Below are 16,018 nucleotides of genomic sequence, written 5' to 3'. Positions count from 1 at the left end.
GTTTCTACTCTTCTTGAAAAACCCGGATGTAATCGACTTTCATTTCTTGGGGAAAAACGGTGGTTCCATCTGGTCTCCCAGGCCAAATACCTCCCACTGCTACATTGAAAATAAAAAACATTGGTTTATGGAATTCATCCAATCCAGCGGGAGTAATGTCAATCACATGGTATTGTTCACCATCCAATAGCCAAATGATTTCCTCCTGATCCCAAATAATTGAAAAAACATGGTATTCATCATTAAATATCCCTGTAGTAAGTTTGGTGCTGCCTCCATAATTCGCATAGGATCCATTATTGTCCCAATGCACCGTTCCATGAACCGTTCGGTCACGGTCCTCAGTAGAACCGCCCACCATTTCCATGATATCTATTTCACCACATTTTGGCCAACTTACCTCATCAATATTTTCACCCAACATCCAAAGTGCTGGCCACAATCCTTGGCCTTTTGGAAGTAAAGCACGAATATCAACCCGTCCGTAAGTAAAGGACTGTTTACCTTTGGTGATCAAACGAGAAGAGGTATAATTCTTTGATCCGGCATTTTCATTTTTTGCAGTAATCACCAATTTACCGTCTTCCAATGAGGTGTTCTCCTTTTTGTAATATTCAAGCTCTTCGTTACCCCATCCACATAAGTCTGGACATCCATCCCCCAATTCAAACGTCCAATCATCTGAAATGCTCGTCCCATTAAATTCATCAGACCAAACGAGTTTAAACCCTTCATAGGAATCTGGACTAGTATAGCCCGTATTTGGGTCCAATCCCAAGGAGGCGGCATTCATATTAATCGTTCTGGTATTGACTACAAAATTTGATTCTGTAGTATGGGCATAAACGGTGATGTTATAATCTCCTTTTTCGGTGTAGGTAAAGTTTGCGGTATTTCCATCGACCCTTTTTGGTACTTCACCAGAAGTTCCAAAGTTCACTCTAAAGAAACTTGCATTGTCTGCAGAGAAAGTCGCTCTGACTTCTCCATCTCCTAGTTTTTCAACCTCGAGAACAAAATTTGTAATTGTTTCGATTTGGTCATCTACCTCATCACCATTGGAACAAGCAATGAAAAGAAGAGGACATAAAAGCAATAAAAGAGACTTTTGCAATTGAAGCATCCTGGAAGAAATTTTGGGTTGATGATCTTTTTATACTAAAAGTAATATCATCATAAAATGTTTAAAATCAGAAGGAAAAAGTGGGAGTCTGAACTCTTCCCACTTTTGGAATTAAATACATCAACAATCCGATTTGACCTAGCTCTGCCAAGGATAAAAAGATCAAACCAAATACGGCTCCAATCCAAGAGAAAATGAATACTCCCGAAACCAAGGTAAGCCCTCCTATCACCATTCCCATGGAAGAAAAAGAGTTTTTATAGGCTATAAACCCAAATCCTATCAAAACATAACAAAAGCCGAAAGAACTTATTTTCACCAAGTAATATTCTTCAAAAGCAATGATAGGTGAATTTAATGCCACCATGTCTGTCAGGTACCAGACAACTGAGATTACCACCATAATCCAAAAGCTGATTTTTAAAAGCTGATTTGGAAAGAGTTTAGAAACTTTAATCCAGCCAATTCCAAAAACTACATATCCCAAAATGGATAAAGATTTTGCAGCTATAAAGCCTAATTTTTTAAATGAATATTCTCCCGTTACGTACTCTCCTTCCATTGCTATCTCAAAAATCGAAGCAAAGAAGTATAGAATTCCACCTGCCAATGCCAAATACAAAATATTCGGAACGGCCTGCTCATTTTCTGCTTCTTTTAACTCATGGTTTTCCTGAATTCCCAAAGCCTCAAACAAGGCTTTAATTGTATAACTCCTAGGAGTCACTTCACCTGCTTCAATGCGCTGGATCGTCCGTACATTAAGATTACACATTTCTACCAACTCTTCTTGAGTTAGTCCTTTCGCCTTCCTTATTTCGGAAATTTTTCTGCCAAGTTCTGGTTGTTTCATTTTATATATTTTTTGATTAACCATGGCAATTTCTTCTTTTGAGTTGTGACATAGGCTGAAATAAGCTCGGTTTTCACCCGACATTTACCCGACATTCTGGATTTGGGCTAAAATAATAAATATTGAATACCATCATTCAATAGAAACCCATCCAGATATACTACTTAAACACTAAACCTTAAATCAAAGGCAATACCTGGTTCAAAGCTTGATTCCTATTTCCCGGCTTCCAGATTACTGACAGTTCTGAATATCGATTTGTATTGGGAATTTCCATAAATCTCACGGTTAGATCATAGCCTTCTTTTAGGGAGGTAGGAACTATTGCGATACCCAACCCATTTTCCACCAATTTGAAAATGGTCAAGGCATGTACAGATTTATGTCGGATTTTAGGAGAAAACCCTGCATCCTTACATATCCCAATGATTTGCTCGTAATAGAAATTGCTGTAATCACTGGAAAAAAGGATAAAGGATTCTTCCGAAAACTGTGAAATTGACTTGAACTGGCTTTCAGGAATGGGATGATCAATAGGGACTACCAGCGAAAAGGAATCTTTCATCACCGGTTTCATTTCCAAATTCTCTGCTACTGAAGCCAGTCTAACAAAGCCCAAATCCAACTTATCCTTTTGAATCATCTCCACTTGGACCGAATTGCTTAGCTCCTCCAAGCTTGAGGTAATGAGCGGGTGATGCTGATTGATTTTGGCCAATAAGTCCGGTAATACTCGATTGGAAGCAGAACCCAAAAAGCCTATTCTCAACTCCCCTACCTTTCCCGAGTCAATCAATTTCAATTGACTCTTGGTAATCTCTAAGTGATTTAGAATAAAATCCACTTCCCCTTTCAAATAGGCCCCGGCAGCAGTCAGTTTTACATGCTTCTGATCTCTTTCCAGTAATTTGACCTCCAGCATGTCCTCTAATTGTTTGATTTGCCTACTCAAGCCCGGTTGGGATATGAATAATTTTTCAGCCGCCTTCCTAAAGTTCAGCTCCTCTGCAACGGCTTTAAAATAACTAAGGTGTCGTAATTCCATGATAACTCAAAGTTATCAATATATGATAAAAATGATATCAAAACTTATCACATAAATAAAGTATTTTTGTATAACCCTTTAGAATATAACCCAATACGAAATGAACACTTTCCGATATGGCATTGATAGACTTACTTCTTCTTTCGCTTTAAAACTTGCAAGAAAAGAGGTAAAAGGGATTTTGACTGAGGAGACCAAATCCAAAGTGATGAAATCCAGTGAAGCAGTTCAGCAAATTGCAAAGGGAGATAAAGCGGTTTATGGGATCAATACAGGATTTGGCCCTCTATGTACCAGCAGGATCTCCGAGTCTGATACCCGAACTCTTCAGGAAAACCTTTTGAAAAGTCATGCGGTAGGACTCGGGGAACCCATTCCTGTAGAAATTTCCAAACTGATGCTGGTTTTGAAGGTGCAGGCGCTTTCACAGGGGTTTTCAGGCATTCAGCTGGCTACTATTGAGCGAATGCTCTGGATGTTGGAAAATGATATGATTCCTGTGGTACCACTTCAGGGTTCGGTAGGAGCATCAGGAGATTTGGCTCCACTTTCCCACCTCTTCTTACCCTTAATTGGATATGGAAAAGTACATTTGAAAGGAGCAATCATTTCAGCTGAAAAAGCCCTTCAATCCTATCACCTATCCCCCATACAACTTGGTCCAAAAGAAGGTTTGGCTCTCATCAATGGAACCCAATTTATTGCCGCATTCGGAGTTAAAGTGGTGGATCGATTGCATAATGTACTCACCCATGCTGATATTACAGGCGCCATGATGATTGAAGGATTGATGGGGTCCATTAAACCTTTTTCGGCAGAGCTTCATCAATTGAGACCTTACCCTGGAAATAAACACACTGCACAAACCATCTTAAATCTACTCCATGAATCTGAGATCGTGAACTCACATGCGAATTGTGCCCGGGTCCAAGATCCATATTCATTACGTTGCATGCCTCAGGTACATGGAGCTTCCAGAAATGCCTGGTTACATTTAAGGGATGCTATAGAGACTGAAATCAATTCAGTTACAGATAACCCCGTTGTACTGAATGCAGAACATACGATTAGCGGGGGGAACTTCCATGGGCAGCCCATTGCCCTACCTTTGGATTATGCTTGTCTGGCGGCTTCCGAAATAGGAAACATCGCAGATAGAAGAATTTACTTGTCCATAGAAGGAGATACTCCAGGCGTACCAAAATTACTACTTAAAGAAACAGGCCTGAATTCAGGTTTGATGATTCCGCAATACACTACGGCAGCCTTGGCTTCAGAAAACAAGGGGCTTTGCTTCCCTTCCAGTGCGGACAGTATCCCAACTTCCCTTGGGCAAGAAGATCATGTGAGTATGGGATCTATCGGGGCAAGAAAAGCGCTTCAAGTAATTGGGAATGTGGAGAAGATTCTCGGAGTGGAACTGTTCTATGCAGCACAAGCCATGGATTTCCACGCTCCAATGAAATCAGGAAAAATCATGACCGCCATTTATGAGCACGTTCGTACCAAAATTTCTCCAGTGGTCTCTGACCGGGTGATGACCGAGGATATGGAAACTGCGATCGAACTGATTCAAAGTGGAGAGTTAGTGGAAATTGCGAAACAAGTAGCCATTAAAGAAGGCTTGGCTTTTGAAACGGAATGGAGTGAATTGTTCACCTATTAAAAAATTTCAACATGAATAAGCAAAAATTAATAGGTCCTTTTCATCAGCTGTTGACATTGGATAAACTTCCACTTAAGGGGCCTCTTAAAGACGAAAGCCTGGAAATCATTCAAGAGGCGGGGATCCTGATTCAGGATGATCAAATTATTGAAGTTGGAAACTTTGAGGAGTTAAGATCAAAAATCACCTTGGACCAGACCGAACTCCATCTTTTGGAAGGGGATTGCGTGGCAGTACCGGGTTGGATCGATTGTCATACCCACATCTGTTTTGGTGGAACCAGAGCCAGAGATTTTGCCATGAGAAATGCAGGGAAATCCTATTTGGAAATAGCCGAGGCGGGAGGAGGAATTTGGGATACTGTTACCCAAACAAGAAAACTAGACCTCATCCAACTCGCTGCGAACACCACTAAAAATGCTAACCAGCACTTAATGGAAGGGGTGACCACCATTGAAGTAAAAAGCGGATATGGCCTAAATCATGAAGAGGAGTTGAAAATGCTAAGGGCAATCAAAGAAGCGAATTCCAAAACCCCCGCCGATTTGATTTCCACCTGCTTGGCAGCTCATATGAAGCCTAGAGATTTTGAAGGGACTAATGCAGAATACCTAAAGCTAATTGGAGAGACCTTACTTCCTCAAATCAAAATAGAACAGCTTTCTAATCGGGTCGATGCATTCATTGAAAAAAGCGCATTCTCTTCGGAAGAAATAGAACCCTATTTCCAAAAAGCTAAAGAATTTGGATTTGATATTACAGTCCATGCGGACCAATTCACGGCTGGAGGGTCTGAAGTAGCAGTAAAATTCAACGCAAAATCTGCCGATCATTTAGAAGCATCGGGAGAACATGAGATTTCTTTGCTTGCCCAAACTGGTACCATCGCCGTTGCATTGCCGGGAGCAAGTTTAGGCCTTGGCTGTGATTTTACTCCTGCCAGAAAATTATTGGACAAAGGAGGTTCTTTGGCAATTGCTTCCGACTGGAATCCGGGCTCGGCTCCCATGGGAGATTTAATTACTCAAGCATCTATTCTTGCCACATTCCAAAAGTTAAGTACCGCAGAGGTCTTAGCCGGGATAACAGTACGAGCTGCAGCAACTTTAAACTTATCCGACAGAGGTATTTTAAAACCAGGAATGCTGGCGGACTTTTCCATTTATCCTAGCAGTAATTACCAAGAGATTCTTTACCATCAGGGAAAACTCAAACCTGCACAAGTTTGGAAAAGCGGTAACCGAGTGACTGCTTCAGTAAATTAATCGAAGCACAAGGACCACCTATTTAAAAAAGATTCTTCTTCAATTCAACACATTTAATTTGATCATTCAAATGACTTTCCAAGAGCAAATTTCACAAGGTATCCCTAGCGTTTTACCTTCCAAAAAGGTAAGATGTGAGCAAATCAGTCATGCCCCAAAAAGGAAGGATATTTTAACTGAAGAAGAGAAAAAACTCTCGCTCTCCAATGCGCTCAGGTATTTTCCCAAAGAATGGCATTTCGAGTTGGCAGAAGAATTTCTCGCCGAACTCCAGGAATTTGGGAGAATCTACATGTACCGATTCATGCCGGATTATGAAATGAAAGCAAGACCCATCAGTGAATATCCTGCCAAGTCAAATCAAGCTGCTGCGATGATGCTGATGATCCAAAATAATTTAGATCCAGCGGTCGCACAACATCCCGAGGAGTTGATCACCTACGGTGGAAACGGGGCTGTCTTTCAAAACTGGGCTCAATATTTACTGGTCATGAAATATTTATCGGAAATGACAGAAGAGCAAACACTCCATGTCTATTCCGGGCACCCGATGGGACTATTCCCTTCTTCCAAGGAAGCTCCAAGGGTGATTGTCACCAATGGAATGATGATTCCTAACTATTCAAAACCGGATGATTGGGAAAAATTCAATGCTCTAGGCGTTACACAATATGGACAAATGACTGCTGGCTCTTACATGTATATTGGTCCACAGGGAATCGTACATGGAACAACCATCACCGTGATGAATGCCTTCCGTAAAAAACTGGGTGCTGGAAAATCCCCAAAAGGGAAACTATTTTTGACTGCAGGCCTAGGAGGCATGAGCGGTGCACAGCCCAAAGCAGGAAATATTGCAGGATGTATTACCATCTGTGCAGAAGTCAATCCTGCTGCTGCCAAAAAAAGGCATGAGCAAGGTTGGGTAGATGAGTTGGTCGAAAACCTGGATGAATTGGTCCTCAGAACTCAATTAGCCAAAGCCAATGAAGAGGTGGTTTCCATCGCCTACCTAGGCAATGTGGTAGATGTTTGGGAAAGATTTGATCAGGAAAATGTTTTTGTGGAAATAGGTTCGGATCAAACTTCGTTACATAACCCTTGGGCTGGAGGTTACTATCCTGTAGGTTTATCTTTTGAGGAGTCTAACCGAATGATGGCCGAAGATCCTGAATTATTTAAAGAGAAGGTTCAAGAAACCTTGAGAAGACATGCATCTTCTATCAATAACCATTCGAAAAAAGGAACCTACTTTTTTGATTATGGAAATGCGTTTCTATTGGAAGCCTCCAGGGCTGGGGCTGATATCATGGCTGAGAACGGCATAGACTTTCAATATCCAAGTTATGTTCAGGATATCCTTGGACCTATGTGTTTTGATTATGGTTTCGGACCCTTCCGATGGGTATGTACATCTGGGAATCCTGATGACTTGTCCAAAACAGATCAAATTGCAGCGAAAGTCCTAAAAGAAATCATGCAAAATTCCCCTTTATCCATCCAGCAACAAATGCAGGACAACATCACTTGGATCGAAGAGGCAGAAAATAATCGGTTGGTGGTGGGTTCCCAAGCCAGGATTCTATATGCCGATGCAGAAGGAAGGGCAAAAATTGCGAACGCGTTTAATCAGGCCATCGAATCCGGTGAAATCTCTGCTCCTATCGTACTTGGAAGAGATCACCATGATGTCAGCGGCACAGATTCTCCTTATCGAGAAACCAGCAATATTTATGATGGAAGTAAGTTTACCGCAGATATGGCGATTCACAATGTCATTGGGGATAGTTTTAGAGGAGCTACTTGGGTCTCCATTCATAACGGAGGTGGTGTAGGATGGGGTGAAGTCATCAACGGAGGATTTGGGATGGTCCTCGATGGTTCGAAGGAAGCAGAAAGAAAGTTAAATTCCATGCTTTTTTATGATGTCAATAATGGGATCGCAAGAAGAGCCTGGGCTAGAAATTCAGGTTCCCTGGAAGCCATTCAAAGAGAAATGGAAAGGACCCCAAATTTAAAAGTAACCCTCCCAAATCTGGTAGATCCTAGTATTTTGGATAAATTGCTTTAAAAAAAAGATGGGGCAAATTCACCAAAATCCAGAAACTTCCAATTGGTACGGTAGGAAATCCAATGCGATTGAGTATTGGCATCAAGCCAGTATTTCAGTAAATGACCTCCAATTCGATACCAATACCGAAAAGCCAAAAGTCGGAATCCTTGGTTATGCCAGCGAAGAAGGGGTCAATAGAAACCAAGGTAGACTAGGAACGAAAGCAGGGCCAAAAGCCATCCGGAATATGATGGGAAGTCTTGCTTTTCATCTTCCGGAACAAACCAGAGTTTTTGACTATGGTGATGTCATTACCCATAACTCGGACATGGAATCTAGCCATGACCTCATTTCTACAACCGTACTCAAACTTCTGGAAACCAATCATTTTCCTGTTCTATTGGGCGGTGGACATGATTTAGCTCTGGCTCATGCAAGAGGCGTTTATCAATACCTCAAATCCAAGGATGAAAAATTAGGTATTATCAACTTGGATGCTCATTTCGACCTGAGACCTTTAAACAATGGGAAAGGACATTCGGGATCCCCTTTCTTCCAACTTGCTGAGGAATTTAAAGATGATTTTCACTATTTGTGTTTAGGGATTCAGCGCTCCGTGAATCCAAAGTCACTTTTTAAAACTGCAGAAAGATCGAACTCACAATGGATGGTCATGGAGGATTTTCGGCTAAATAACTGGGAAGTCATCCAAGAGAAAATCTTATGGTTTTTGGATTCCAAAGATAAAATCTATCTCACGGTAGACATGGATGGCTTTGCTTCGGCCTATGCTCCAGGGGTCTCAGCACCATCACCAATGGGATTCGAACCGGACTTTGCCTTCAAAGTATTCGAATTAATCACCAAAAGCAAGAAAGTCATATCCATGGATGTGGTAGAGCTCAACCCGAATTTTGACTTGGATCATGCCACTGCCAGGCTTGCTGCAAGGTGTGCGGAATATGTAGTAAGAAAAATATTTTCTTAAGTCCGAAAGACAGAATTTCAATAGTCTGGAGAAACGTAAAACATCCAAAATTAAAAAAACCAACCAAAGCCAATTTAACGGAACCAATATTAATTATCATCTAATTAAGACAAAGATCCAATTCTTATTTTTTTAAAATTTTTGTTTTCACTAAACTATTTTTTTCCCAAATTATAGGTACTCTTTTTATGTTTTCATTTTCATACAGGTCAAATACGTTCCTGTTCACATAAACCTTTCTAATTATGGAATTCGATTTTGAGAAAATTTTGGACATGGTATACCTCTATGCCCCTAAGGTTCTGGGTGCCATTTTAACCTTGCTCATCGGCTTTTGGATTGCAGGTATTTTCGCAGGAAAAATCAAAAAATCGCTGACAAAAAGTAATGTTGACAAGTCTCTAGCCCCTTTTCTATCTTCTTTGATCGGTATCTCATTAAGGCTATTAGTCATTTTGAGTGCAGCTTCAATGTTTGGGTTTAACGTCACTTCATTCATTGCCATTTTTAGTGCATTAGCCTTTGCTATTGGCTTGGCTCTTCAGGGAAACCTTGGACACATGGCGGCAGGGATTCTAATATTATTCTTTAGGCCTTTCAAAGTAGGTGATTTCATCGTAACCAATGGTTACTCTGGAACGGTCCGGGAAATTCAGATTTTCAATACTATTCTGACCACACTGGACAACCGGGTCATTATCATCCCCAATGGAGCGATATCCTCCAATCCTTTGGAAAATTTGACTTCCAACCCAGAAAGAAAAGTTCCGATGACATTCGGGATCAGCTATGAAGCAGATATTGACAAAGCGAGAAGTATCATCGAAAAAGTTGCTGCCAATTGTGAATTTATAGACCATTCCCAACCGGTAGATATTCTTGTATCGGAGTTAGGCGATTCCTCTGTGAACTTTGCCGTTAGACCTTGGTGCAAAACTGAAGATTATTGGAATGTCCATTTTTTCATGCAGGAGCACATTAAAAAGTCCTTTGATGCAGCAAATATCGGAATTCCATTTCCTCAACGAGATGTTCATCATTATTATCCAGAAGGGAAAGCTTCCTAAAAGTTCATCCCAATACCCAAGTAAACAAAAAGACTGGAATTTACTTTTCCAGTCTTTTTCCATGCAATCCTCCCCCTCTCAATTCAATACCTTATCGCACATCACTCCGAGAAAGAAATTATATTTTTTAAAGTACTTTTCTTGCCAATACCCATTAAGAAAAGAAGTGCTATTCGTCACTTTTTTACGCTCCTTGAGAACTATGTTATTTCTTTCTATCAATTGATTATTAACGGGAAGACGTCAAGAAAAAACCTGGTAGAAGTTAGAAATCTCAAAGGATCAATGCTTCCCATAAAATCTCCACTGGGTGTTTTGCTTTCCTCCCGGTCCCATCTGCAATCTGATGCCTACAAGAAGTACCCGGAGCCGCGATGATGGTTTCAAGCTCTGTTTTTCTCACTGCCGGAAACAATACCAATTCACCCACCTGTTGAGAAACTTCATAATGCTCTGCTTCATATCCAAAGCTTCCAGCCATCCCACAGCAGCCACTAGGTATGGTCTCCACCGTATAATTAGCAGGAAGCGACAATATTTTTTGAGTCCAAAGTACCGATGAAAGTGCTTTTTGGTGACAATGCCCATGAAGCTTAATCTTCTTATTTTCGGAAGTAAAAGCATCCGATTTGATATTTCCAGCAGCTGCTTCCTGAGCCAAAAATTCATCGATTAACTTCACATGAAATTTTAGCTTTTTGGCAGATTCTACAAACTCCTTCCCAACAAGGCGAGGGTATTCATCTCTAAAACTCAAAATTGCCGAAGGTTCCAGACCTATCAAAGGAGTAGTTCCATCAATCAAGTTGGCGAACACTTTCACATTGGCTTCTGCATGCTTTTTAGCTTTTGGTAATAGTCCTTTAGAAATAGCAGATCGCCCGCTTTCCTGATGATCGACGAGTTTCACCTCATATCCCAGTTTTTTCAATAGTGAAATTGCTTGGATGCCAATTTGGGTATCATTATGATTAGTAAACTCATCCACAAAAAAGTAGATGGATTTAATGGTTTGCTTTGCTCCTGGTAATGTTTGATAATTCTTTTTGTACCACTTCCTAAGACTTTGATTGCTGATGGCAGGAAGATTTCGTTTGGGAGCAACCCCCAATACAGATTTCATCAATCCCCCTGTAAGACTGTTACTTAAAAAGAAATTAGCAATTCCAGGAACCAAGGATCCCAATTCATTCAGTTCATTGATATGGGCAAAGGCTTTGGAACGTAAAGGGATTCCATTGGCTTGTTGGTATTGATATTGAAATTCCGCTTTTAAGCTAGCCATGTCTACATTGGAAGGACATTCGGAGGTACAGCCTTTACAAGAAAGACATAAGTCCATGGCTTCCTTGATTTCAGGATGATCAAAGGCATTTTCCTTTTTATCCATAGTCAAAAATTCCCTCAAGGTATTGGCACGTCCTCGCGTGGTATCCCGCTCATTCCGGGTTGCCATATAACTTGGGCACATTGTGCCTCCCGAACCCGGTAATTTCCTACAGTCACCTGAACCATTGCATTTTTCAGCCATGCGAAGGATCCCTCCTACATTGGAAAAGTCCATCAAAGTTGGATGCTCCGGAGTTTTAGAATCTGGCTCATATCGAAGGAATTTATTCATAGGAGCCGCATCCACAATTTTCCCAGGATTGAAAATATTTTGAGGATCCCAAGTGAATTTCAAACGGCGAAACAACTGGTAATTTTTCTCTCCTACCATCAAAGGAATAAAAGCAGCCCGAACCCTTCCATCTCCATGCTCCCCGCTCAAAGAACCTTGGTACTTCTTCACTAACTCGGCAGACGCTTTTGAAATCTGATAGAACTCCTCCACATCTTTAGATTTTTTCAAATCCAAAATGGGCCTCAAGTGAATTTCCCCTGCTCCGGCATGGGCGTAATGAACGGGCTTTTGATTAAAGCCTTCCATCATCTCATCCACTTCATCGATGTAATCCGCCAAATCCTCAATATCCACCGCAGTATCTTCAATACAAGCCACTGCTTTGGGATCTCCCGGAATATTGGCCAATAAGCCCAATCCTGCCGAACGCAATGCCCAAGCAGCAGAAACCATGGCTGGCTCGATAATAGGATAGGCATACCCGATCCCTTTTAGTTGAAAATCCTCCACTAACTTCCTCCCCTTTTCCATGGCTTCCTCCAATGTTTTACCTCGGAATTCTACCATTAAAAGCGCTTCAGGATCCCCTTCTACGAAATATCGATTTTTGGAATATTCTATACTCTCTTTGGTACAGTCCAAAATGATCTTATCCATCAATTCCACCGCAGTGGCCGGATGTTTCATGGCTGTTTGGGACGCAACCATACTTTCATGAATCGTCTCAAAATGAGCAGCCACCACAATCTCAATTGGGTCAGGCAGAGGATCTAAACTGATTTTGATCTCCGTGGTAAATGCCAAAGTCCCTTCCGATCCCGAAAGAAGTTTACAGAAATTAAACTGCTCTTCTCCTTCAAAAACTTCCGACTTGAGCAATTCATCCACTGCATATCCTGTATTTCTTCGATGGATGGATTTTTTTGGAAACTGGGCATGAATTTCTTCTCTCGCTGCCGGGTCGCTTAATTCCTCTTCAATTTTTTTGTAGATAGCTCCTTCTAGTGTATCCAGTTGGGTCTTTTGTGCAAATTCTTCCTTGCTCAATGCCCCAAATTTTACTGGATTGCCATCGCTTAGAATGGTATGAAGTGAAATCACTTTATCTCTGGTGACCCCGTAGACAATGGAGGTAGTTCCAGAGGAATTATTCCCCACCATCCCACCAATCATTGCTCTGTTAGCGGTAGAAGTAATGGGACTAAAGAAAAGCCCATGAGGTTTTAAAAATCTATTGAGTTCATCTCTTACGACCCCTGGTTGCACTCTAACCCATTTTTCCTCCATATTAAGCTCCAAGATTTGCGTAAAGTGTTTGGACACATCCACCACAATGCCGTTCCCTACACATTGACCGGACAGAGAGGTTCCTGCAGTTCGGGGTATCAAGGATGTCCCGTTCACAGAAGCAAATCGGATCAACTTCTGGATATCTGATTCAGTTTTGGGAAAAGCTACTGCCAATGGCATCTCCCGATAAACGGAAGCATCAGTGGCATAAAGGGTCTTTGTCAGAGAATCGAATTGCAAGGTTCCTTCCAATTGGGAAGAAAGCTCCTGCAGTAAAGGCAATAGGTTTGAACTCATGCCCAAAAATAACTTTCCTTTAGAGATAAAGGAATATTCAAGGATAAAGAATTTTTGATTTGATTCAGATTATTTTAGAAAATTAGATTTGGAGTCCGTATCTATTCACGACTCAAATAAACTCCATTTATACACAATTGATCAGGAACATTATTTCATGAATTTGAAAATTGGTGAATTCCCTCTTTTCTTTGTGAGGTACACCCAAGCAACATATGTTTTTCTATCTCTCCCAATTCCTGAGTTTTTTGGCGATGCCCTTGACCATTATCTCTTTGCTCATTGTAGTTGGGGCAATTTATTTCCGACGAAAATGGGGCAAAAGGAGCCTTTGGGCTGGAATCCTATTGCTCTGGTTTTTCTCCAACCAATTTATTGCAAACCAAGCCATGTTGGCCTGGGAACCAGAATTCAAGGAATTCGATGAAGTGAAACCCCATGAATACGGAATTGTCCTGACCGGGGTCACCAACTTGAGTAAAACAGCATACGATCGAACGTTCTTTAATAAAGGGGCAGATCGGATTACCCATGCCCTCCAACTTTACCGGATGGGCAAAATCAAAAAAATCCTGATTACCGGTGGTCAGGGCTTGAATCCGGTCAACCCCCAATCAGAAGCAGAATTATTACAACGATTTCTGTTGATGACCGGAGTGCCTCCTGAAGATGTATTAATCGAAGACAAAGCAAAAAACACGGCTCAAAATGCGCAGTTTACCAAAGCTTTTCTAGAGGAAAATAAAATCGATACCAATCAGGAGTTTTTACTGATCACCTCGGCATTTCATATGTACCGCTCTAAAGGCTGTTTCGATAAAGTAGGATTGAAAACTGAAACTTTCCCCACTGATTATTACAGTTATGATGTAAAATTCAGCTTTCCTACACTGGTTTACCCTAGTCCCTCTTCCATCGAAAACTGGCACAAATTGGTGAAGGAATGGATGGGTATTACGGTTTATAAATTGGTAGGATATATCTAGGCACAAAGGAAGGAGTCAAACCAAGAGCGTTTTCTTGATCCCTGATTTTAATTGCTCCTCCACCCCTACTTGAGCAGCAAACTCCTCCCAACGCCGGATGGCGGCAGTAACTTTTGCAATTTTCTCCTTGGGCTTTTTGATATTCATCCTTTTGGCTACCTCTAAAAAATCTGTTTCAGAAATCCCCTCTCTTTTTCCATTCACTGTTAATGACTGGGTACTTACCCAAATGCTTCCAGGTCGGTAGGCATGGCAAATATCATAAGCTGGAGACAATGTCCATTTTCCTTTTTGATCCATTAGAAATGCAAAATTCTTGGTATGGTCATCACAATTTCTTGCCAAAACATTAAATACCATTCGGATGAACATCTGCTCTGCTTCTGGATAGGTGCATCGAAGCATCCTCATGGTTTCAAACACTTGTTCGTAGCTAAACTCTCCCACCCTGTTGAAATCAAAATGGCGGATACCACAGAGGCTTTGCATGTGGATCTTTTGACCATCATTCGTTCGATCAAATCGCTTGGTCATAAAATGAGCTCTTCCATTTTCTTCCAAGAGCTGACATTCGTTCATTTCTATTCCCGCTTCCAAAGCCATTAAATAATAGGCCATTTCTACCCTGCCATACCCTACTGTCACTCCAAATTGAGAATCATGCACACCGTCAAACTTGATAATCCAATAGGAAAACCCTTTGGGAGCTTTGACCTGCCCACTTTTTACGGCTCCCGTCTTTGGATTATAAGCAATGACTGCTTTTGCCCTAGCCCCTCCGGCAGAGGTCCCTATTTTTAGGATATCCGCTAAAGCTGACTTTTCCTGGCTACTGAGGTCCGATTCGAACCCTGCCCTTGCATTCAATATTTTTCCGGCAATTTGGACCAGACTATCTACTTCTATGTTCGTGGCCCTACGTACCTCTGTTCTCAAGGACGGCTTGATTTCCAAGGCGCCAACGCCTCGCTTTCCGATAAAACATAACTGCTCCACCGGGTTGAGACTATTTGCTGGCCGACCATTCTGTTGCAACCAGGTATTGATTAACTGGTTTCCGTATTTATCAGGAAGCATATCGGCCAATAATCCTGGCAGCCCCTTAAACGTATCGAATACATCTCCCCTGGATTTCCTTAGTTCTGGAAATGAAAAAACCCTTCTTCCTTGGGCCAAAGGCATTTTGATTGGAGATAAATCCAAGCCCGAACGGAGGAAGTCTTGATTAAACTCAAAGCTCCCTACCTGCTGGCGTTCGTCCCAAAGTACCGCCCCTGCCAATTGATCCCAAATCCATATTTCTGCTGCTACTACCATTCTGATGGAGGATTTTCTGCTGCTTTATCCGAATTACGAACTCGTTGCCGTTCATGCTTTTTTTGAAGCTTGATGTAATCCATGGGACTGATGGTGTTTTTCAGTTCAAAAGCTTCCAACCATTGCAATTGATCCAATACACGTAGCACTTGAATCATGGTGATCAGATTTACCTTCTCCCCTCTCTCCAATAAGCTTAAGGTAGATCGACTGATCCCGGCTTCTGAGGAAAGCTGATCTTGGGATTTATTTTGAGCAATACGCTCCGCTTTTACAAAGTCTCCTATCTGCTGGAGAATCTGAATATCGGTTTTAGTTTTATAATCCATGACTTGAAAATCATTCACTAACCATAAATATAAAAAATAATGAATGATAAATCATACAAATTATATTATATTTTTTGAATGAAAAATCATTCATAATAATTTAATAATACACTTA

At 41.2% G+C, this 16,018-nt stretch carries 12 protein-coding genes; 6 read left to right on the top strand and 6 right to left on the bottom strand.

The genetic code is table 11. From position 1 onward, the window contains the following. Window positions 1-4: 4 nt before the first annotated feature. The 3 genes from BUR11_RS03700 to BUR11_RS03690 all read right to left on the bottom strand — a co-directional run bounded on the left by BUR11_RS03700 (window position 5) and on the right by BUR11_RS03690 (window position 3,021). Window positions 5-1,123: a glycoside hydrolase family 16 protein gene (locus tag BUR11_RS03700; RefSeq protein WP_074223463.1), complete on the bottom strand. Its 1,119-nt coding sequence runs from the start codon at window positions 1,121-1,123 to the stop codon at window positions 5-7. 67 nt (window positions 1,124-1,190) lie between these two features. Beyond that, window positions 1,191-1,976 (bottom strand): helix-turn-helix domain-containing protein, encoded by a 786-nt coding sequence (locus BUR11_RS03695; RefSeq protein ID WP_234982080.1) that lies wholly within the window; start codon window positions 1,974-1,976, stop codon window positions 1,191-1,193. Window positions 1,977-2,154: 178 nt separating this feature from the next. Continuing rightward, complete coding sequence (locus tag BUR11_RS03690; protein WP_074223461.1) at window positions 2,155-3,021, bottom strand: LysR family transcriptional regulator; 867 nt, start codon at window positions 3,019-3,021, stop codon at window positions 2,155-2,157. Between the two features lie 100 nt (window positions 3,022-3,121). Between BUR11_RS03690 and hutH the strand changes: the two genes are divergently transcribed. The 5 genes from hutH (at window position 3,122) to BUR11_RS03665 (ending at window position 10,060) form a co-directional block, all read left to right on the top strand. Then, window positions 3,122-4,687: a histidine ammonia-lyase gene (gene hutH / locus BUR11_RS03685; RefSeq protein WP_074223460.1), complete on the top strand. Its 1,566-nt coding sequence runs from the start codon at window positions 3,122-3,124 to the stop codon at window positions 4,685-4,687. Between the two features lie 11 nt (window positions 4,688-4,698). Then, window positions 4,699-5,952: an imidazolonepropionase gene (gene hutI, locus BUR11_RS03680; protein WP_074223459.1), complete on the top strand. Its 1,254-nt coding sequence runs from the start codon at window positions 4,699-4,701 to the stop codon at window positions 5,950-5,952. A gap of 70 nt (window positions 5,953-6,022) precedes the next feature. Further along, entirely contained in the window at window positions 6,023-8,023 is a 2,001-nt protein-coding gene (locus tag BUR11_RS03675; protein ID WP_074223458.1) for a urocanate hydratase, read from the top strand. A gap of 7 nt (window positions 8,024-8,030) precedes the next feature. Then, the gene (gene hutG / locus BUR11_RS03670) at window positions 8,031-8,993 is read left to right on the top strand and encodes a formimidoylglutamase (protein WP_074223457.1); all 963 of its coding nucleotides are present in this window, start codon (window positions 8,031-8,033) and stop codon (window positions 8,991-8,993) included. 245 nt (window positions 8,994-9,238) lie between these two features. Further along, a complete protein-coding gene (locus BUR11_RS03665; RefSeq protein WP_074223456.1) occupies window positions 9,239-10,060 on the top strand; it encodes a mechanosensitive ion channel family protein in 822 nt (273 codons plus the stop codon). A gap of 274 nt (window positions 10,061-10,334) precedes the next feature. Here the strand turns inward: BUR11_RS03665 and BUR11_RS03660 are convergent, their stop codons facing one another. After that, the gene (locus tag BUR11_RS03660; protein WP_074223455.1) at window positions 10,335-13,271 is read right to left on the bottom strand and encodes an FAD-binding and (Fe-S)-binding domain-containing protein; all 2,937 of its coding nucleotides are present in this window, start codon (window positions 13,269-13,271) and stop codon (window positions 10,335-10,337) included. A gap of 215 nt (window positions 13,272-13,486) precedes the next feature. Between BUR11_RS03660 and BUR11_RS03655 the strand changes: the two genes are divergently transcribed. Beyond that, window positions 13,487-14,257 carry a YdcF family protein gene (locus tag BUR11_RS03655; RefSeq protein WP_074223454.1) on the top strand — a complete coding sequence of 257 codons (771 nt, stop codon included), beginning with the start codon at window positions 13,487-13,489 and terminating at the stop codon, window positions 14,255-14,257. Window positions 14,258-14,272: 15 nt separating this feature from the next. On the opposite strand, the gene BUR11_RS03650 is transcribed toward BUR11_RS03655, so the two are convergent. Together BUR11_RS03650 and BUR11_RS03645 are read right to left on the bottom strand one after the other, a co-directional pair. After that, window positions 14,273-15,574, bottom strand: a complete 1,302-nt coding sequence (locus tag BUR11_RS03650; protein ID WP_074223453.1) for a type II toxin-antitoxin system HipA family toxin — start codon at window positions 15,572-15,574, stop codon at window positions 14,273-14,275. Beyond that, entirely contained in the window at window positions 15,568-15,903 is a 336-nt protein-coding gene (locus BUR11_RS03645) for a helix-turn-helix domain-containing protein (protein WP_074223452.1), read from the bottom strand. Before BUR11_RS03645 ends, BUR11_RS03650 begins: the two co-directional genes overlap by 7 nt. Window positions 15,904-16,018 lie beyond the last annotated feature (115 nt).

This window comes from Algoriphagus halophilus, from assembly GCF_900129785.1.
GTDB classification, from domain to species: Bacteria; Bacteroidota; Bacteroidia; order Cytophagales; family Cyclobacteriaceae; genus Algoriphagus; species Algoriphagus halophilus.
Note: the sequence above shows the minus strand (reverse complement) of the source record. Positions and strands in the feature narration are given on the sequence as shown.